The organism is Streptomyces sp. CAI-85 (genome assembly GCF_013363615.1).
Taxonomy (GTDB): domain Bacteria; phylum Actinomycetota; class Actinomycetes; order Streptomycetales; family Streptomycetaceae; genus Streptomyces; species Streptomyces antibioticus_B.
Map to the genome: position 1 here is coordinate 355,976 of NZ_JAANNX010000001.1, position 18,556 is coordinate 374,531.

The 18,556-nt window shown below is 73.9% G+C and carries 19 protein-coding genes; 4 read left to right on the forward strand and 15 right to left on the reverse strand.

Going from position 1 to position 18,556, the window contains the following annotated elements; genetic code table 11:
* Positions 1-2 precede the first annotated feature (2 nt).
* From G6W55_RS01490 to G6W55_RS01505, 4 genes are all read right to left on the reverse strand, one after another.
* Positions 3-254 carry a hypothetical protein gene (locus tag G6W55_RS01490; RefSeq protein ID WP_175518896.1) on the reverse strand — a complete coding sequence of 84 codons (252 nt, stop codon included), beginning with the start codon at positions 252-254 and terminating at the stop codon, positions 3-5.
* Positions 251-1,534 (reverse strand): caspase family protein, encoded by a 1,284-nt coding sequence (locus G6W55_RS01495; RefSeq protein WP_175518898.1) that lies wholly within the window; start codon positions 1,532-1,534, stop codon positions 251-253. The genes G6W55_RS01490 and G6W55_RS01495 overlap by 4 nt, the downstream gene beginning before the upstream one ends.
* Positions 1,535-1,544: 10 nt before the next feature.
* Positions 1,545-1,913 carry a hypothetical protein gene (locus G6W55_RS01500; protein WP_175518900.1) on the reverse strand — a complete coding sequence of 123 codons (369 nt, stop codon included), beginning with the start codon at positions 1,911-1,913 and terminating at the stop codon, positions 1,545-1,547.
* Between the two features lie 107 nt (positions 1,914-2,020).
* Positions 2,021-2,167, reverse strand: a complete 147-nt coding sequence (locus G6W55_RS01505; RefSeq protein WP_175518902.1) for a hypothetical protein — start codon at positions 2,165-2,167, stop codon at positions 2,021-2,023.
* 145 nt (positions 2,168-2,312) lie between these two features.
* Here G6W55_RS01505 and G6W55_RS01510 point away from each other — a divergent pair, with 145 nt between their 5' ends.
* The gene (locus G6W55_RS01510; protein WP_175518904.1) at positions 2,313-4,499 is read left to right on the forward strand and encodes an FUSC family protein; all 2,187 of its coding nucleotides are present in this window, start codon (positions 2,313-2,315) and stop codon (positions 4,497-4,499) included.
* Between the two features lie 45 nt (positions 4,500-4,544).
* Positions 4,545-4,931: a VOC family protein gene (locus tag G6W55_RS01515; RefSeq protein WP_175518906.1), complete on the forward strand. Its 387-nt coding sequence runs from the start codon at positions 4,545-4,547 to the stop codon at positions 4,929-4,931.
* 39 nt (positions 4,932-4,970) lie between these two features.
* Here the strand turns inward: G6W55_RS01515 and G6W55_RS01520 are convergent, their stop codons facing one another.
* Entirely contained in the window at positions 4,971-6,158 is a 1,188-nt protein-coding gene (locus tag G6W55_RS01520) for an MFS transporter (protein ID WP_175518908.1), read from the reverse strand.
* Positions 6,159-6,247: 89 nt separating this feature from the next.
* Between G6W55_RS01520 and G6W55_RS01525 the strand changes: the two genes are divergently transcribed.
* Complete coding sequence (locus G6W55_RS01525; protein WP_175518910.1) at positions 6,248-7,024, forward strand: DeoR/GlpR family DNA-binding transcription regulator; 777 nt, start codon at positions 6,248-6,250, stop codon at positions 7,022-7,024.
* A gap of 19 nt (positions 7,025-7,043) precedes the next feature.
* Here G6W55_RS01525 and G6W55_RS01530 read toward each other — a convergent pair whose 3' ends face one another.
* The 4 genes from G6W55_RS01530 to G6W55_RS01545 all read right to left on the reverse strand — a co-directional run bounded on the left by G6W55_RS01530 (position 7,044) and on the right by G6W55_RS01545 (position 10,517).
* Positions 7,044-8,312 (reverse strand): NAD(P)/FAD-dependent oxidoreductase, encoded by a 1,269-nt coding sequence (locus tag G6W55_RS01530; protein WP_175518912.1) that lies wholly within the window; start codon positions 8,310-8,312, stop codon positions 7,044-7,046.
* 93 nt (positions 8,313-8,405) lie between these two features.
* Entirely contained in the window at positions 8,406-9,155 is a 750-nt protein-coding gene (locus G6W55_RS01535) for an anti-sigma factor domain-containing protein (RefSeq protein ID WP_175518915.1), read from the reverse strand.
* On the reverse strand, positions 9,152-9,718 hold the full coding sequence (sigK, locus tag G6W55_RS01540; protein WP_175518917.1) for an ECF RNA polymerase sigma factor SigK: 567 nt from the start codon (positions 9,716-9,718) through the stop codon (positions 9,152-9,154). Before sigK ends, G6W55_RS01535 begins: the two co-directional genes overlap by 4 nt.
* A gap of 310 nt (positions 9,719-10,028) precedes the next feature.
* Entirely contained in the window at positions 10,029-10,517 is a 489-nt protein-coding gene (locus tag G6W55_RS01545; RefSeq protein WP_175518919.1) for an ATP-binding protein, read from the reverse strand.
* Between the two features lie 185 nt (positions 10,518-10,702).
* On the opposite strand from G6W55_RS01545, the gene G6W55_RS01550 reads away from it, so the two are divergent.
* Complete coding sequence (locus G6W55_RS01550; protein ID WP_175518921.1) at positions 10,703-11,083, forward strand: hypothetical protein; 381 nt, start codon at positions 10,703-10,705, stop codon at positions 11,081-11,083.
* 83 nt (positions 11,084-11,166) lie between these two features.
* On the opposite strand, the gene G6W55_RS01555 is transcribed toward G6W55_RS01550, so the two are convergent.
* The 6 genes from G6W55_RS01555 to G6W55_RS01580 form a co-directional block, all read right to left on the reverse strand.
* The gene (locus G6W55_RS01555; protein ID WP_175518923.1) at positions 11,167-12,711 is read right to left on the reverse strand and encodes a polysaccharide lyase family 1 protein; all 1,545 of its coding nucleotides are present in this window, start codon (positions 12,709-12,711) and stop codon (positions 11,167-11,169) included.
* Positions 12,712-12,934: 223 nt separating this feature from the next.
* Positions 12,935-13,498 carry an NADPH-dependent FMN reductase gene (gene ssuE / locus G6W55_RS01560; protein WP_175518925.1) on the reverse strand — a complete coding sequence of 188 codons (564 nt, stop codon included), beginning with the start codon at positions 13,496-13,498 and terminating at the stop codon, positions 12,935-12,937.
* A gap of 178 nt (positions 13,499-13,676) precedes the next feature.
* On the reverse strand, positions 13,677-14,450 hold the full coding sequence (locus tag G6W55_RS01565) for an alpha/beta hydrolase (protein WP_175518927.1): 774 nt from the start codon (positions 14,448-14,450) through the stop codon (positions 13,677-13,679).
* Position 14,451: 1 nt separating this feature from the next.
* Positions 14,452-16,254, reverse strand: coding sequence for an FAD-dependent monooxygenase (locus G6W55_RS01570; RefSeq protein WP_175518929.1), 1,803 nt, complete (start codon positions 16,252-16,254; stop codon positions 14,452-14,454).
* A 12-nt stretch (positions 16,255-16,266) separates the two neighbouring features.
* A complete protein-coding gene (locus G6W55_RS01575) occupies positions 16,267-17,607 on the reverse strand; it encodes an LLM class flavin-dependent oxidoreductase (protein ID WP_175518931.1) in 1,341 nt (446 codons plus the stop codon).
* Positions 17,608-17,648: 41 nt separating this feature from the next.
* Positions 17,649-18,476, reverse strand: a complete 828-nt coding sequence (locus G6W55_RS01580) for an ATP-binding cassette domain-containing protein (protein WP_175519164.1) — start codon at positions 18,474-18,476, stop codon at positions 17,649-17,651.
* Between the last annotated feature and the right edge of the window lie 80 nt (positions 18,477-18,556).

Genomic DNA, 18,556 nt, shown 5'->3' on the forward strand with positions numbered 1-18,556 from the left:
CCCTAGTCCGCCTCCAGCACGAACGACGTCATCGCCTTGGCCAGTCCGGGCGGCTCGGCCTCCGCGAGATAGGTGCCCGGGCCCGCAGGGGCCGCGGCGGATCCGCAGGAGGGGGAGGTGGGTCGGCGGTCCCAGGTGACTGTCCAGACGACATTCCTCTTGGCCCCGACGCGCACGAGCTCGCTTCCGTCGCCCTCGGGGCAGTCGGCCGTCGAGTAGACGCGGCTGTCGTCACCCGCCCTGGTGATGGTCACGACCGTCTTCCCCGGGCCGAGATCGATCGAGCAGTCGGCGCCGGTCCGGTTGTCGACGGTGATCCGGAGAACGGGTCGCTGGTTCGCCGCGAAGCTGTCGGCGGCACTGCGCAGGGCGAAGGACACCGAGTCGGCGGTGCACGTGGGCAGAACGGATTTCTCGGAGGACTTGGACGGGGGCGGCGACGAGGACGGGGAGACGGAGACGGAGATGGAGACGAGGACGGGGACGGGGAGGCGGACGGACGGGGTGTGGTCGACAGTGCGGAGACGGCCTTGCCGTCCCGCCCGCCGCCCTCGTCCCCGTCGCCGCCGTAGTGGACCGCCGCCCAGGCCGCGCTGGCGAGCACGACCAGGAGTGCCAACGCGGGAAGAACCCGTCGGTGTGTACGACGACGGGGGTCGGGCGGTGGCGCGGCCGGGCCGACGGACATCGCCGCGCCCGCGTCCTGCGGGGTGTCGTCGTGATGGTGCGGGCGGGTGGGGGGCGTAGGCAGGAAGGCGAAGCTGTCGGACGGGATGTCGGTCACGACTCTGAGCGTCTGGGGCGACCCCGCCTTGTGGTAGGCGCGGTGCAGTGCCGTGACCCGGTCCTGGACTGCTTCCCTGAACGCGTCCAGGGTGAGGGGCGCAAGGTCGGGACAGGCGCCGATGACGTCCGAGACCGACCGGGAGAAGAGGCTGAACGAGTCGCCGGGCCGTGCGTCGGTCACCGGGTCACCCGGTACGTCGTGCGGGCGTACGAACAGGGCGAGTTGGGCCGGCGAGCAGGCGTACACGTAGGCCACCTTGCGGCGCAGGGCGGCACTCACCTTCTGCCGGCTCCACTGCCGTACCGACGCGACGCCCATGGACTGGGGTTCGATGCCCTCCCGGCAGGCGTCGATGAGGAACACCACCTGGCTCGCAGGGGTGTCGTCGAGGTGCTCACGCCAGTCGATCGCGACGCACCCCGACTCGAAGGGGTGGGTGTCCTCGTCGATGTCCTCCGGGACGAGGTAGTCCCGTCCCTTGGCGTGCACCCCGTGGCCGCTGAGCAAGATGAACAGGGTGTCGCCCGGCCGGGCGCGGCGGAGGAAGCCGACCACGCGGCCGTTGACGTAGTTCGCCGAGACCTGCTTGCCTCCTTCGCGCCCCGCCAGGACCTGGACCTCGTCGAAGCCGCGGTCCCTGAGCACCGCGCCGAGGCGGGCGAGGTCACCGGGGATGAAGGGCAGCGACGCGACCCCGCGCATGTCGTACTCGCTGGTCCCGATGAGCAGCGCTCTGTGACGCCCCATCACGCGCCGTTCACTGCTTGAAGACCAGAACGATGCCGTTGCCCCGCTGCACCTGGGCGCTCCCGATGAACTGCACGCCACCGCTCGCGGTGACCTGGAAGGACAGGTGCGCCTCCCGGAGTGGCAGGGGCCCGCCGCGTGCGGCCGCCTCCGCGAACACCTCCTGCAACGCGTCAACAGCTTCGGCCAGGTTCTTGCGCAGAGGGCCGAGCGGCACGCTTCTCAGCCGTGTCTCGACGTCCTCGGAACCGAAGAGGCCCATCGAATCGCCTCCGCCCCCGGCGCCTCCCGCGCCTGCCTCCTCGGCCTCGTCCTCGGTGTCGTAGGACACCCAGAACGGCAGAGCCTGCATGCCGGGCGATTCGTCGGTTCCACTCACGGTATCCCCCTGCCTGTCACTCACGGCGTGCCAACTGAACGAGGACAGAGCGTAGTTCTGGGGCCCAAGTGGGGAACTGCCGGCAGGCGCGGAGGCAGTGCGGAGCCTCAGCGGCGGGTGCGGAAGCGGCTGAGGAAGGTGCGGGCCTGGGCCCGGCGGCGGGGGTCCGACGCGGCGCGGCGGGCCTGGTCGATGGCGCGGCGGCCCTGCGGGGTCCTCGCGAAGTCCTTGATACGGCGGATGAGGCTGCTCATCGTGGTCCCTCCCTGGTGTCGGGGCGTTCCCGATGCCGTTCACCTACCCAGCGCGGGAACGGACAGGCACCCGGCCCGCCGCCGGGCTGCGGGGCGTACGGGGGCGGCCGACAATGGGAGGAACGCGTCGAGAGGACACCTGCTCATGCGCGCTGAGTCTTCGCGGGCCGAGCGGGCGCGGATCGTGCACCGGTCGCTCCGGGTGACCCTGGCCGCCGCCGCGGGCTTCTACACCTTCCTGTACGGCCTCGACGAACCGCTGCTCGCGCTGTACTCCCTCTTCGCGCCCATCGCCCTCGGACTGCTCTCCTCCATCCCGGGCTCGGGGCGGCAGCGGGCCGCGGTGATGCTGAAGGCGCTGCCGGTGGGCCTGGTGCTGGTGACGCTCGGGACCGTGCTGGCGGTGGAGACCTGGGCGGCGGTCGCCGGGATGCTCGTCGTCGGCTTCGTCCTCGCGTACGCGGCCGTCGCCGGACCGCGGCCCGCCGGGGCGGCGCCCGGACTCCAGCTCTTCTACATCCTGGCGTGCTTCCCGCCGTACGCCCCGGACACCCTGGGCCTGCGCCTGGCCGGGCTCACCACGGGCGTGCTGCTGCTGGCGCTGTGCGAGGCGTTCCTGCTGCCGCAGCCGCCGGGCGAGACGTACCGGCACAGTCTCGCGCGGGCCGTGGAGACCGCCGGTGACGTCCTCGCCGGCCGGACCGTCCTGACGCCCGAGGCCCTGCGCGCGGAGGGCGCGCGGCTGCGGCTGTCGAACGTGCCGCCCGCGGAACGCCCGGCCGGCCCGCGCCGCGCCGACCGCGCGCTCTCCCAGGCGGGCACCGCCGCCCGCCGGCTCCTCGAACAGCTCGCCCATCTCGCCGAGACGGGACAGCTCCGCGATCTCCTCCGGGCCGCCGACCGGACCGACTCCCCGGCCCGCTGGCTGCTGCCGCGGGTCGCCGGCCGGTGCGGCGAGTGCGCCGAGGGACTGCGGACGGGGCGGGCCGTTCCCGGACCGCGCGGCCTGGACGAGGCGATCGGCGCGTTCCAGGACATGCGCGTACGGCAGACCGCGGACCCGGCGGCGGACGAGGTCCCGGTCCCGGTGCTGCGCCGGCAGGCCGGGCTGCTGGCCGCCGCCGAGTCGGTGCGCGTCCTGGAGATCTCCGTACGGGTCGCCCTCGACGGCCGGCGCACCCCGCCGATCGAGCCGCGCGAGCTGTTCTGGTACACCGAGGCGAGCGCGCCCCGCCTGTGGCTGCGCCGGCTCGTCGGCAACATGACGCCGCGCTCGGTGCAGTTCCACAACGCCGTCCGGATCGCCCTGGCGCTCGGCGCGGCCCGTCTGGTCGCCGGGGCGCTCGACCTCACCCACGGCTTCTGGGTGCTGCTCGCGGTGCTCACCCTGAGCCGGACCACCGTCGGGGAGACCTGGACGGCGATCCGCGCGGCCGTGGCCGGGAACCTCGTGGGCGCCGTCGCGGCGGGGGCCCTGCTCATCACCGTCGGACAGCACACCGACACCGACGCCGTGCTCCTCGCCCCGGGCATGCTGATCGCCTTCGCGCTCGGACCGCTGCTCGGGATCGCCTGGGCGCAAGGGCTGTTCACGCTGGTGGTGGCCACCGCGTTCGCCCAGATCGCCCCCGCCTCCTGGCAGCTCGCCGAGGCCCGGATCGTGGACGTGGTGACGGGCAGCGCCATCGGGCTGCTGTGCGGGCTGCTCGCCTGGCCGGCCGGGGCCCGCCGGGAGGTACGGCGGACCATGGCGGGGCTGCTGCGGGCGTGCGGTCCGCTGATCGAGGGCACCGCCACCACGCTGACGGCCGTCCCGCCGGGCTCCGCCCCGCCCGCCCAGACCCTGCCCGCCCTGCACCGGCTGCGGCTCGCCGAGTCCGCCTACGCCCAGTTCCGCAGCGAACCGGCGCCCGAGGGATCGTCCGGCGCGGACTGGCACGCACTGCTCATCGCGGCCCACCAGATCCTGCTGGGGGCGCAGTGGCTGCCCCGGTTCGACATGCCGGGCCGTGCGCTGCCCCCGGACGCGGTGGAGTGGGCCAGGGCCGACGCGCGGACGGTGGCGGGGCGGACGTACCGGCTGGCGGAGCTGTGCGTCGAGGGCGACCGGGGCGGCAGTGCCGTGGGCGGGGGTGGGACCGAGAGCCCTGTCCTGGAGCGCCCGGATCTGTCCCGGCCCCCGCCGCCCCTCCCCCTCCCGACCCTCGTCGACCTCGACTCATGGCTGACCAGCCTCACCCGTCAGCTCTCCCGCGTCGAGGCGGGACTCGGCACGGAACCGCGGGCGCGCCCCGGGCGACCGATGAGTTTCCGGCGGCCGGCCGGTCCTTGAGAGAGGAAGCCCACCAGGGTCCGCACCCCCTCCCCGGAGGCGATCATGTTCGGCACGACCAAGACGTTCAGCAGTTTCTCGGTGGACGACCTCGACACGGCCAGGAAGTTCTACGGCGAGACGCTGGGCGTCGGCCTGTCCGAGGAGAACGGCATCCTCACCCTGCACCTCGCCGGCGGCCGGGACGTCCTCGTCTACCCCAAGCCCGACCACACCCCGGCGTCCTACACGACCCTCAACTTCCTCGTCGACGACATCGAGGCGGCCGTCGACGAGCTGAGCGGAAGGGGGGTGCGTTTCGAGCGGTACGACCACCTCCCCACCGACGACAAGGGGATCCACCGCGAGGAGGGCCCGCTGATCGCGTGGTTCACCGACCCCGCGGGCAATGTGCTGTCGGTCATCGAGGAGCCGGGCGGCGAAGGCTCCTGACCCGGCGCCCGAAGAGGGCCCGTCGCCGGAGCCGGCCCGTCACAGCGGCTGCGCGACCTTCGGCTCCGTGACCGTGTGCCCGCGCAGGACCCCGGCCATGGCCGCGGCGACGACACAGAAGGCCGCCGGCAGGAGGAAGGTGAGGTTGAGCGGGACGAGGTGGGTGAGCCAGCCGATCAGGGCGGGCCCCGCGAGCATGCCGAGGTAGCCGAGGCCGGCGACCCGGGAGACGTTGGCGCCCGCGGCCGCCGGGTCGGCGTGCCCCGCCGCGCTGAACAACTGCGGGACGCAGCCCGCGAGACCGGCGCCGAACAGCGCCCAGCCGACCAGCGCGAGCCAGATCCACGGGGACAGGGCGACCGCGGTCATGCCGACGGCGGCCGTCGCGGCGCCGTGCCGCAGGATCGCGACGGGGCCGAAGCGGGCGGCGATCCGGTCGGCGAGGAGCCGTCCGACGGTCATGGCGGCGGCGAAGGTGCCGTAGGCGAAGGCGGAGAGGCTGTCGGAGGCGCCGAGGACGGTCTTCAGGTGCAGCACGCTCCAGTCGTTCGCCGCGCCCTCGCAGAGCATGACGAGCAGGGCGAGCACGGCCAGGATCCAGATACGGGTGGGCGTCCTGTCGGGGCGCCCGGACGCCTGATGCGGGGCGTCGGCCGGCCGGTCCTCGGCGGGGAGCAGGTTCGGGGCGACGCCGAGGGCGATCAGCGCCGCGAGCGCCCCGGCCGTGCCCAGGGTCGCCGCGGGCCCCCAGCCCAGCCCGGCCGTGGCGGCGCCGGCGAGGGCGGCGAGCACCCCGCCGACGGAGAACGTGGCATGGAACGCGGACATCACGGGACGGCCGTACGCCTTCTCGACCTGCACGGCGTGGGCGTTCATGCTGACGTCCAGGCAGCCGTTGCCGAAGCCGAAGGCGAACAGGGCCACCGCGAGCGCCCACGGGTCGGCCGCGAGGCCGGGCAGCACCAGGGTCGCGGCGCACAGCACGGCGGAGACGGGGACGACCCTGCGGGTGCCGAGGCGGTCGGCGAGGGGGCCCGCCACCTGCATGCCGGCGAACGCGCCCAGCCCCAGCAGGACGAGGAAGCCGCCGAGCACGGCGTGCCCGATGCCGGCCCGCTCCTCGATGGGCGGGATCTGCACGACCCACATCCCCAGCAGGGTCCCGTTGAGGACGAAGTAGGTGAAGGTCGCGGCGCGGGCCGCGCGCAGTGATCGTTCCGGTCGCATGGGGACAACATATCGAACATGTATCGTGTTCAGAAGTCGCTATTTCTCACACATGAATTGTTCGATCGTGGGTGGTGTTGAATCACGCCATGGGTAACGCAGACCGTCTCGGCCGGATCAGGGAGGCCGTGCGCGCGACGGGCAGCGCCACGGTCGGCGAGCTGGCCGCCCTCACCGGCGCCTCGGAGATGACCATCCGCCGCGATCTGGACGCGCTCGCCGCGCAGGGGGTGCTCGAACGCGTCCGCGGCGGTGCCCGCAGCACGGTCCTGCGCGGCGAGGAACCCCCCTTCGCGCTGCGCGCGCACGACGGGGTCGAGAGCAAGGCCCTGATCGCCGCGGAGGCCGCGGGTCTGATCGCCGACGGGGAGACGGTCGTCCTGGACAGCGGCACCACCTGTCTGGAGGTCGCCAAGGTGCTGCGCGGCCGACGGGTGACGGTGATGCCGTTGTCGCTCCAGGCGGTGCACCTGCTCGGCGAGAACCCGGGGCGGACCACGCTCCTGGTGCCGGGCGGCAGGCCCCGGCCCGGGGAAGGCGCCCTCACCGGGCCCCTCACCCTCGCCTCGCTCGCCGCCCTGCGCTTCGACACGGCCGTCATCGGCTGCTGCGGCCTCGCGGCGGACCAGGGGCTGACGGCGTACGACCTCGACGACGCCGTGGTCAAGCAGGCGGCCATCGGCTCGGCCCGGCGGGTCGTCGCGGTGGCGGACGGCAGCAAACTCGCCCACACCGCCCATGCGTTCGTCGCCCCCGTGTCGGCGCTGCACACCCTGGTCACCGACGCGTCCGCCCCGCGCGAGGAACTCGCCGCGATCGAGGCGGCGCGGGTGTCGGTCCTGACGGCGGGACCGGCGGCCGGCTGACCGGGCGACGGCTTGAGGGTCAGCGGCGCGTGAGGTCGGCCGCGATCTCCCGGGCCGCCCGCGCCCCGGATGCCAGGGCGCCCTGCACGGATCCGGTCGCCCGGTGGTCCCCGCAGACGTACCGTCCGCCGCCCAGCCGGGTCCGCCTGCTCAGCGGCAGACCCGCCGGCATCGCGGGCAGTGCCTGCTCCACCGTGCGCGCGGTGAGCCGGTCCCAGTCGGCGGTGTCGGTCTCGTAGCAGTCGGCGAGCGCCGCCCGTACGGCTCGTTCCCGCCCGGGGGTGTCTCCGCCCAGCACGGAGGTGGCGATCAGGGCGTGGCCCCGGGGTGCGTGGTGCGGGTGCAGTTCGGTCAGGACGCAGGTGTTCAGGAAGCGGCGGCGGGTGTCCGTCACCAGGGTCGGTTCCCGCAGCGGGGAGCGGGGGGCCACGTGGTGGTAGGTGGTGACGGTCCGGTACGGGGGCAGGGCTAGGCCGGGCAGCAGCCAGGCAGTCGTCGCCGGTCCGGCCGCGACGGCCACGGCGCGCGCCGTGACGGTCCGCTCTCCCGCGACGGTCACCCCGTCGTCGGTGAGCGCGGTGACCGGTTCCTCCAGGGCGACCGTGCCGGGCGGCAGCGCGGCGGCGAGCAGCTCGGGCACCGCGCCGACGCCGTCCGCCGGCAGGCAGATCGTGCCGCGGGCCATGCTCCGCCACACCAGATGGAAGAAGCGGGCGGAGGTCTCCAGGTCCTCCTCCAGGAACACACCGGACAGGAAGGGCCGGAAGAACCGCTCGACGAAACCGTCCGTGAACCCCGCCGCGTGCAGCGCCCGCCGTGTCCCGGTGTCCCGCCGCCGGAGCGTCAGCGCGGCCGGCGCCAGCGCGTCCCAGGTGGTCAGCGCGGCCAGTGCGGCCAGGTCACGCGGCCCGGCGAGCCCCTCGGCCACCCCGCGCAGCGCGGCCCCGGGGGCGCGGGTGGGGTCGGCGAACCGCAGCCGCCGGTGCCCGGTGTGCACGAGGAAGCCGGGGGTGAAGGGGCGCAGCCGCAGGTTCCGCAGGCGCAGTCGTCGTCGTACCTGCGGATAGGCGGTGTTGAAGACCTGGAACCCCCGGTCCACCACGCACCCGTCGATCCGGTCGGTGCGCATCCGGCCGCCGACCCGGTCCCCGGCCTCCAGCACCCGCACGTCCAGCCCGGCCGCGATCAGGTCGTGCGCGCAGGCCAGGCCCGCGAGCCCGGCGCCGACGACCACGACGTCCCACTCCGTACGGCCGCGGCGCCCGCCGTTCGCTCCGCTCTGTGCCATGTCCGGTGCCTCCCGCGCGGCGTTGCCCGTCTCGTACCTTCTCTTCCGGTCTTCCGGTTTTCGGCGTCCGGCGGATGCGCGGGCGGGCCGCGATCAGGTGGTGAGGGGGACGACGCCCAGGGGTTCGCTCGTGGGCTGGGGTGATCCGCCGGCGGGTTCGACCGTGATGCCCACCGCGGCGGCGCCGGCCGGGGAGCCCTCCATGACCCGGCCGTCGACCTTCCCGGTGCCCGGCATCAGGCCGGCCGGGACCAGCTCGCCGGACTCGGCGGCGTACCAGAGTTCGTAGACCTTGCCGTCGGTGAGGGCGGGCAGGCCCTGGGCGGTGAAGACGGCGCGCTCCTCGGAACGGGAGACGACGACGGCCGCGGTGACCCCCTCGGACAGCTCGGCGGTGTGGAGCGTGGCGTCGGGGGCGGTGAGGACGGCGGCGTACGCGGCGCGCGCCGTGTCGGCCCGCTGCTCGGCCCGGTCGGCGCGGGCGCGCGCGTCGTCGGCCTCGCCGTGCTGCCAGACGGCGATCCCGCCGAGGGCGACGGCCAGGGCGGCGCACGCGGCGAGGACCGGGCGCAGGATCCGCCCGGTCCGGGGGCCGGGGAGGCCGCGGACCAGGTCCTGACGGGTGCCGGCGACGGTGCGCAGGGTGCGCTCGCGGGCGTCGGGCGGCATGGGGACGCTCTCGCGCGCGCCGAGGAGCGCGGCTGTCTCCCTGAGGTCCGCGACCTCACGGCGGCAGGCGTCGCAGCCCGCGAGATGGTTCTCGAAGGCGGCCTCCTCGGCACGGGAGAGGGCGTGCAGGACATACGCCCCGACGGCCGCGTGAGGCTCCTGTCCGGTCGTCATGGGCCGTCCTCCAGGCAGGCCCGCAACTGCCGGAGCCCGGCGCGCATCCGGGACTTCACGGTGCCCTCCGGGGTGGACAGCGCGTCGGCGACCTCGACGTACGTCAGCCCTCGGTAGTAGGCGAGCACCAGCGGCACCCGCTGCTGGCGGGCCAGCTCGGCGAGGCAGCGGTAGAGGCGGCGCTGTTCGTCACGGTCCTGGACGGCCTCGGCGACCTCGTCGAACTCCCGGTCCGCCTCCAGCACTCCGCTGCGCTGCTCCCGGTCGGCGCTCGCCTGCGCGGAACGGACGCGGTCCACGGCCCGGCGGTGGGCGAGGGTGAGGACCCATGCCTTCGCCGTGCCCCGGTCCGGGTCGTAGCGGCCCGCGGTGCGCCAGACCTCGACCATGACGTCCTGGGTCACCTCCTCCGCCTGGGCGGCGTCCCGCAGGATCCGGCAGGCCAGCCCCATGACGGTCCCGGACAGCGCGTCGTAGACCCCGGAGAACGCGTCCTGGTCCCCGCCGGCCACACGGGCCAGCAGGTCCTCCACGCGTGCGCCGCGCTCGGCGCTGTCCGGCACGCCGTGCTCCCCTCGTGCCTCATGCCACGACCCACCGACCCGACCGCGGCTCCCCCTGTCCGGACTTCGATCGTGGCACCGCCGAGCGGGCCCTGCACGACGGCCACGGGGGCGGTCGCGGGACGGGGGGTGCGCGCGGCCGGTCCCGGAGTCAGGGGTCCGGGGGTGACACCGCCCGCCGGACCCTGCACCACGGCCGCGACGGCACGCGCGCGACGAGGGCTCCTCACCGGCGGACCCGGCCTCCGGAGTCCCCGCCCGGCAGCGCCCGTCCGGCACCGCACCCCCGCCGCGACCGCACGCGTGATGCTCACGGCCGCTCCCGGGGGCCGGGGGCGGCGTCGGATTCGGGTGCTCGGCCGGGGCCCTTGTCGGGGGTTGCGTCGAGGAGGACGTGGACGGTTTTGCCGCCGAGGGCCGGGACCAGGCGGATGCGACCGCCGAGGCCGCGGATGACGTCCATGCCGAGGCCACCGCGCTCGTCCCCGCGCGCGTCGTGGAGATCGGGGAGATCCTCGCTGTGGTCGGCGACGGCGATGTCCAGCAGGCCGTCCTCCAGCGTGAGCGTCAGCAGGCAGGGGTCCTGGGTGTGCCGCACCGCGTTGGTGACCAGCTCGGACACGACGAGGACCGCGTCCGCCACACGGTCGTCCGGCACGCCGTCGCCGTGCCCGGGATCGACCGGTTCGTTCTCCGTCAGCCAGTCCTCGCTGGCGTGCCGGGCGATGGACGGGGCCTGCCGGGTGTGCGGCAGCTCGACGGCGTACTGGGCGGTACGGGGTGACGTGGTGGTGGACATGAGCGCTCCCTGGAACAGCTCGTCCGGGACGGCTTCGTTTCACCGGGGATTCGTGGCCGGGGCGGCCACGGATGCCGATTTCCAGCGGTTTCTCACCTTTTCTTCATCTTGCCTCATCCGTGCCGCGGACGGCTCCGAATCCCTCGCGTCCGATGCAGCCGAACTCTTCGAGGGAGATGGGTGCGATGACGGCATCCCTGCGAGCGCGCCGCCTGGTGGCGGGCGCCGCGGCGACGGGACTGCTGGGCGGTGGAGCGGCGCTGGGCCTGTCCGGCACGGCCGGCGCGGCTCCGGCACCCGCGTCGACCGTCAGCAAGGTGGCGACGGCCGGTCACCACCACGACAAGTGCGAGTGGAAGAAGGGCCACTGGGAGAAGGAGTGGGTCAAGGGCCACTGGGAGAAGAAGCGGGTCGTCCACAAGACCTGGCACAAGGGTCACCACGACCGGCACGGCAACTGGCACAAGGGCCACTGGGAGTACAAGGTCACGTACAAGTGGGTCTACGTGCCCGCCCATTGGGAGAAGGAGTGGGTCAAGGGCCACTGGGACTGCAAGCACCGCTGACCGCGAACGGACGGCACCCGGGTGTGGCGCACCCGGGTGCCGTCCCGTGTCCCCTACGCGCAGGTCTCTTACGCGCAGGTCCCCTACGCGTAGGTCTCGAACTCCGCGACCTTCGGCGTGCCCGAGGAGCCCGTGATCTCGAACGTGACCTTGCTCAGCGTGGTGCGCGCGAACGTGATCGTCCCGGCACCGCTGCCGGACGCGAGGACGGTCCCGGTGTCGGCGTTCAGCACCCGCCAGGCCCCGATCACGCCACCCGATCCCGACGCCTCACGGATGACGACCGAGGAGACGGCGGTGGCGGAACCCCACTTGACCGAGACGGAGCCCGTGGTGCCGGCCGGTGACCAGTACGTGGTCAGGTCGCCGTCACGGACATTGCCGTAACTGGTGCCGCTCGCCTTGCTGGAGCCGTCCGCGCCGGCCCCGAGGCTGAGATTGGTGCCGGTGGGCTGGGTCGGCGTCGCGGTGGGGGTGGCCGTCGGACTCGCCGAGGCGCTCGGGGTCGTACTGGGCGACTGGGCCGCACAGTTGCCGTCCGACACCTGAAGTCCCTTGCCCGCGCCCGCCGTTCGGCTCACCACGTCCGGTACGCACGCGGCCGCGTCGAGCGTGAAGGCGTACGGAATGGCCACCGTGGTGTTGGACTGCGGGTCGGGGCCCGCCGGGTTGTTCTCGGTGCCCCGGGCGGACCAGGTGACGTTGTCGAAGACGTTCCCGGCGACCTGCCAGTAGCCCGCCTGGTCGGTGTAGAAGGTACCGAGGACGTCCTTCGAGTCCTCGAAGTAGTTGTTGTCGACGCGGGCCTTGGCGCCGGCCCGGGAGTTGATGCCGGACTCGTTCAGGCGCACGTAGTGGTTGTTGTACAGATGAGCGGTGCCGCCGCGCAGCAGCGGGGTGCGGGAGTCGATGTTCTCGTAGCGGTTGTGATGGAAGGTGACGTACCCGTTGGAGAGGTCGCTCTCGCTGGAGCCGATGAGGCCGCCCCGGCCGGAGTTGCGCAGGACGCTGTAGGAGAGCGTGACGTACCGGGTGTCGGCCTTCATGTCGAACAGGCCGTCGTAGCCCTCCGATTCGCCGCCCGACGCCTCCAGGGTGACATGGTCGACCCAGACGTTGTGGACACCGCTTTCCATGCCGATGGCGTCGCCGCCGTTGGAGGTGGGCGAGCCGGACTTCTTCACGTTCCTGACCGTCACGTTGCGGATGACGATGTTGCGCGCCTCGCGGATGTGGATGCCGAGCTGGTCGAAGACGGCCCCGCCGCCCACACCGATGATCGTGACGTTGCTGATCTGCTTGAGTTCGATGACACCGGCGGCGGTGTTGCAGCTACTGCCCGACACCTTCGCCGTGTTGGCGTGGTTCACGGTCCCCTCGACCTCGATGGTGAGGGGCGTGTCGGCGGCGGCGCGGGAGCAGAGTGCCTGGTGGATCGCGGTGCCGGTGGTGGCGCGCACGGTCTGTCCGCCCGCTCCGCCGGTGGTGCCGCCGTTCTGGGTCGCGTAGCCGGTGGCGGTGCCGGTGGCCGCCGACGCGGTGGGTCCCGCCAGCGTCACCCCGACCGCGGTCGCGAGCGCCAGGGCCCCCGACGCGGCGCACAGGCGCAGCGCGAGTCGTGCTCTCATCGTCGTCTCCTCGTCCGTCGTCCGTCGTTCGTCCGTGAACCGTCGGTTCGGGAAGTGCCCCCTCCGCCGGGGCGGAGGGGCGGTGCGAAGGACGGCCGCCGCGGCGACCCGATCCCCCGGGGCGATGTGTGCGCCTCAATGAGGGAAAGCGCTTTCTCCCCGAGAAGATAGGGTCACCGCGAGGGACTGACAAGAGTCTGACCAAGAGTCAGTGCACGGTTGTTCAGGCGGTGGAGGCCAGCGCCGCCGCCGGGCGGCGGGCGTGGAGGGCGGCGGAGAAGGTGTCCGTGACCCCGGCCAGCGCCTCGGCGGCGGCCGGCGCCACCGTCGCCGTACCGTCCGCGCCGAGCGTGACGTCCTTGTCGACGGTGAACCAGCCCGGCACGATGTGCGCGGCGCCCATCGACGTGAGGACCGGGCGCAGCGCGTAGTCGATGGCCAGGACATGGGCCGTGCTGCCGCCGGTGGCCAGCGGCAGGACGGTCTTGCCGGTCAGGGCGTACTGCGGGAGCAGATCGAGCAGCGCCTTCAGCAGCCCCGAGTAGGCGGCCTTGTAGACGGGCGTGCCGATGACGATGCCGTCGGCCCGCTCGAACAGGGCGGCCGCCCGGACGATCGCCGGGTGGGCGAAGTCGGCGCCGAGCAGGGCCTCGGCGGGTAGGGTGCGCACGTCCAGCGTGGTCACCTCGTGCCCCTGGAGCCGGAGGCGGTCGTCGAGGTGGCGCAGCAGGCCGGTGGTGCGGGAGGTGGCGGAAGGGCTTCCGGACACGGACAGGACGGCGGGCATGGGCGGGACCTTCCGGTTGCGGATACGGACGCGGGGCGCGGGCAGGGGCGTGGGACGCGGGCGCCTGCCGCGCGGGGAGGACGGGCGGTCGACGAGCGGGGCGAGGAGGTCGGCGTGCGGGGCGCCTGCCGCGCGGGGACGACGGGGTGTCAGACGGCCGGCCGGCCGGTACGGGCGCTCACCACGCGCTCGACTCCACCGCGACCAGGGGCCGCAGTTCATTGCGCAGGGCCTCCAGGAACGTGACGACCTCCGCCGCGACCGACCGGTGCTGGAGGTCGTTGAGGACGTCGTGGTGGGCGCCGCGCACCACGGACAGCCGGGCCTTGGGCAGTGCCTTGGCGAGCCGGGCGAGCGCGGGGTGGTCGGCCAGCGGATCGGCGTCACCGGCCAGAAGCAGCACGGGTACGGCGATGTCCCCGCCGTAGGCGGCGTCGAGCAGCGCCCCGGGCACGGGTTCGCCGAGGGAGCCGCGGCGGACCCGCTCGTCCCCCGTGAGCGTGCCGCGGTGCGCGGGGCAGGAGGTGCGGGCGTCGAGTTCGTCGTCCCAACCGCCGCCGGTGAAGGCGGTGTCGGGGCCGGGCAGCCCCGCGAGGACGACGGCGTGCGGCTGTCCGGCGGGGAGGAACGGCTCCGGTCGGGCGAGCAGCGCGGCGACGGCCGCGGCGCCCTCGTCCGCGCCGGCCAGGACGACGGGTTCGGCGACGCCCTCCGCACCGGCGGCGCCCGCCACCGCGTCCGCCAGGAGCGCGGCGAACCGGGTCAGGGCGCCCTCCGGGTCGTCGGGGTCCGGCCGCGGGGCGTCGACGACCCGGACCCGGTAGGCGTCGGCGGCGAGCCGCCGGCCGAACCGCCCGTAGGTCGCCCGGGTCTCCCCCCGCCCCGGCACCACGACGACCGTGCCCCGGACGAGCAGGCCCTCGGGGCCGTGGTGGTCGGTGTACTCGGTCATCTCATACTCCAGCGGAAGACGGGGCCGGTGCCGGTGCGGGTTCGTGGGCCGGCTCATGGGTGATGGGGGCCGGGCCGGTGCCGTGGCCGAGCAGGTGGTCGAGTACGGCCGCGGCGCCGGACTCGGGGAGGCGGGTGCCGCGCCAGGCGACGTGCTGGTCGGGGCGGAGGACGACGTAGGGGCTGCCGTACAGGGCGCGGGCGGCCGGGTCGGTGAGGTGGACGACCGTGAACGGCAGGCCGCGGGCCGCCGCCTCGGCGACGAGCGCGTGCTCCACGGTGCGGTCCTCGGTGAGGACGAGCAGACCGAAGGAGTGGCCGAGCCGGTCGTACAGGGTGCCGCCGCCGGGGTCCACGGGGCCGTCGGGGGCGCGGTGGCCGGGGCGCGGGTCGTCCTCGTACACGTCGGCACGCCAGGGCCGTTCGGTCTCCCGCTGGCCGGGCTCGTACCAGATGACGGAGGACGCGTCGTAGCGCTCGTCGAAGGCGACGCCCTCGCCGCCGGAGTGGTCGCGGCGCAGCCGGTCGCCGATCTCGGCGCGCCGCCGGACGGCGTCGGGACCGAGGTCGGTGTCGTCGGGGATGCCGCCCGCGCGGATCTCGGCGAGGGTGTCCTGGGCGCGCCGTGAGCGGTCCAGGGCGTGGGCGGCGACGCGCCGGTTGTGGGGGCGGCGTTCCTCGTCGTAGGAGTCGAGCAGGGCCGCCGGGGCCTGGCCCGCGAGGACGGCGGCCAGCTTCCAGCCCAGGTTGACCACGTCGCCGATGCCCTCGCCGAGGTTGCCGCCGGGGGTGCGGACGTGGGCGGCGTCGCCGGCCAGGAGGATCCGGCCGCGGCGGAAGGTCCGGGCGATCCGGGTGGCGTGGTAGAAGGTCGTCGCGGAGACGAGTTCGAGGTCGAGGTCGAATCCGAAGGCGGCCCGTCCGACGTCGAGGAGGTCCTTCTCGTCGGGTTCGTGGTCGAGCGGGTAGGGGCCGGCGTAGACGCGCCATTCGCGGGTGCTGACGGCGGCGAGGAAGCCGGACGCCCGGTCGTTGACGACGATGTTGGTGGCGCTGGGGGCGGCGCCGACGCGGGCGGAGATGTCGCCGGTGCGCACGATCAGCCGCAGCCGCTTCTCCGTGGCGTGTTCGCCCTCGCGGCCGATGCCGGCGAGCCGGCGGGTGGTGCTGCCGCCGCCGTCGGTGCCCAGGACGTAGGCGGCGCGGACGGTGCGCACGGTCCCGGTGGCGGTGTCGGTGACCTCGGCGTCGACGCCGTCGGCGTGCTCGTGCAGGGCGGTGAGTTCCTGGCCGCCGTGGACGCCGGTGCCCAGTTCGGCGAGGCGCTCCAGGAAGACGTGCTGGAAGACGGTCTGCGGGCGGCGCAGCGCCTCGTCGAGGCTGTGCCGGGTGCCGGTGGTCCGGGCGGTGAACGACGGTGCGGGCGTGGGGAGGAGTTCATGGCCGGCCAGGGAGGTGACCAGCCGGATGCCGCGGTGCCATTCGGGCGGGTAGGTCCAGGCGTCGCGGACCCGCTGGAGGAGCTGCCAGCGGCGCAGGTGTTCGACGACGCGCGGGGTGTGGCCCATCGCGCCGGCGCGGACGAGTGTGGCGGTGCGGGCCCGGTCGACGACGGCGGTGCGTACGCCGCGGAGGGTGAGTTCCACGGCGGCGGCGAGGCCGACCGGCCCGGCGCCGACGATCAGGACGTCGACGGCGGCCGGGGGCGGGCCCGCGGGGAAGCGGACGGTGTGGACGTCGCGGCCGCCGGTCGGGGAGAGCGCGGTGGCGGGCGTCGGGGCGGGTGCTTGAGCGGGTGCGGTCATCGGGGGCGGCCCTCAGTCGTCCACGAGCTGCGGCTCGCGGGTGTGGCGGTTGGCGGGCACGGGCAGTCCGAGGTTGCCGCGCAGGGTGTCGGAGGCGTACTCGGTGCGGAACAGGCCGCGCTTCTGGAGGATCGGTACGACGCCGTCGACGAAGTACGCGAGTTCCTCCTCGGTGCGGAAGGCGAGGTTGATGCCGTCGAGGGTGTCCGCGCGGAACCAGCGCTCGATCGTGTCGGCGACGGTGTCCGGCGCGCCGACGAACGGCGACTGGCGGAACTGGTTGACGGACTCGGCGACTTGACGCAGGGTCAGGTTCTCCTTGCGGGCGCGCTCGATGAGTTGTGCGGCGCCGGTGCGGCCGCCCTTCTCGGCGAGGTGGGCGACGTCGGGGAAGGGGGCGTCGAGGTCGTGGACGCTGAAGTCGTAGGCGCCGAAGGAGCGGCCGAGGAGGGCGAGGTTGCGGTCGAAGTCGTTGTCCTCGTCGAAGATCTCGCGCTCCCGCAGCCGGGCCTTCTCGTCGGTGGAGGCGACGACGGGGCCGCCGTGGATGAAGATCTTGATGTGCTCGGGGTCGCGGCCGTAGGCGGCGGTGCGGCGCTTGATGTCGGCGTAGTACTCCTGGGCCTGTTCCAGGGTGCCGCCGGGTGCGTAGATGCCCTCGGCGACGCGGGCGGCGAGGTCGCGGCCCTCCTCGGAGACGCCGGCCTGGAAGATGACGGGCTGGCCCTGCGGGGAGCGGGAGAGGTTCAGCGGGCCCGCCACCTTGAAGTGCTCGCCGGTGTGGTCGAGGGCGTGCAGCTTGGCCGGGTCGAGGAAGACGCCGCGGGCGACGTCGGCGGGGAAGGCGTCGTCCTCGTAGGAGTCCCACAGGCCGCGGGCGACCTGGACGAACTCCAGGGCGCGGCCGTAGCGGGTGGTGTAGTCGAGGTGTTCGTCGAGCCCGAAGTTCTTCGAGGTGCCGGTGTCGAAGCTGGTCACGACGTTCCAGCCGGCCCGGCCGCCGCTGATGTGGTCGAGCGAGGCGAAGCGGCGGGCGAGGTTGAAGGGCGAGTTGTAGGTCGAACTGGCGGTGCCCACCAGGCCGATGTGCCGGGTGTGGGTGGCCACGGCGGAGAGCAGGGTGAGGGGTTCGAGGCGGTTGAGGTAGTGCGCCGGGTAGGTGGCGTTGATGAACTGGCTGTCGACGATGAACAGGGCGTCGAACAGGGCGTGTTCTGCGGCCTGGGCGAGACGGATGTAGTAGTCGATGTCGATGCTGGAGTTCTTCGCGACCCGGGGGTCCTTCCACAGGCCGTGCTGGCCGGGGCCGCCGACGCCGTAGGGGTGGAGGGCGAGGTGGAGGGTGCGGGGCATGGGTGGTCCTGTTCTGTAGTGAGCGGGGGGTGTTGGGTGGGTCAGGCGTGCAACAGGGCTCGCAGGGCGTCGCGTTCGGCACGGTCGGAGCGGGTGCCGTGCAGGGTGGGCGCGGAGCTGAGGAGCAGCCGGGTGTAGGGGTGTTGCGGGCGGTTGACGACGTCGGCGGTGGCGCCGTCCTCGACCAGCTCGCCCTGGTAGAGGACGGCGATGCGGTCGGCGATCCCGGCGACGGATCCGAGGTCGTGGGAGATGAAGACCAGGGCCACGCCGTCGCCGCGGAGTTCCTTCAGGATCTCCAGGATCTGGACGCGGTTGGCGGAGTCGAGGGCGCTGACGGGTTCGTCGAGGATGATCAGCCGGGGCTCGGTGACCAGGGCGCGGGCGACGGCGACCCGCTGCCGCTGGCCGCCGGAGAGTTCACCGGGCAGCCGTTCGAGAAGGTCCTCGGTGAGACGGACCCGGGGCAGGAACGCCCGCGCCCGCTCGACCGCCTCGGCCTGCGGCACGCCCTGGACGACCAGGGGTTCGGTGAGCGACTCGACGACGGTGAGATCGGGGTCGAGACTGCGCAAGGGGTCTTGGAAGACGTACTGGAGGACACCCTTGCGCCGCAGGGCGCGCCATTGGCGGTGCTGGTAGCCGGTGACGTCGTGGCCGGCGACGACCACGGACCCGGCCGAGGCGCCCACCAGACCGAGGGCGGCCCGGGCGAGGGTGGACTTGCCGGACCCGGTCTCCCCGATGATCCCGACGGTCTCCCCGGGCGCGACGGCGAGGGTGACCCCGCGAAGCGCGGCGCGGCGGCCGTAGTGCACGTCGAGGCCGGTGATCTCCAGCACGGGTGCGGTGGGCGCGGGCGGCACGATCGCGGACTCGGCGGGGGCAGACGCGGACGAGGTCCCGCCGGAGGGCCGGGAGCCCGACGCGCCGGACGGGGACGAGGCAT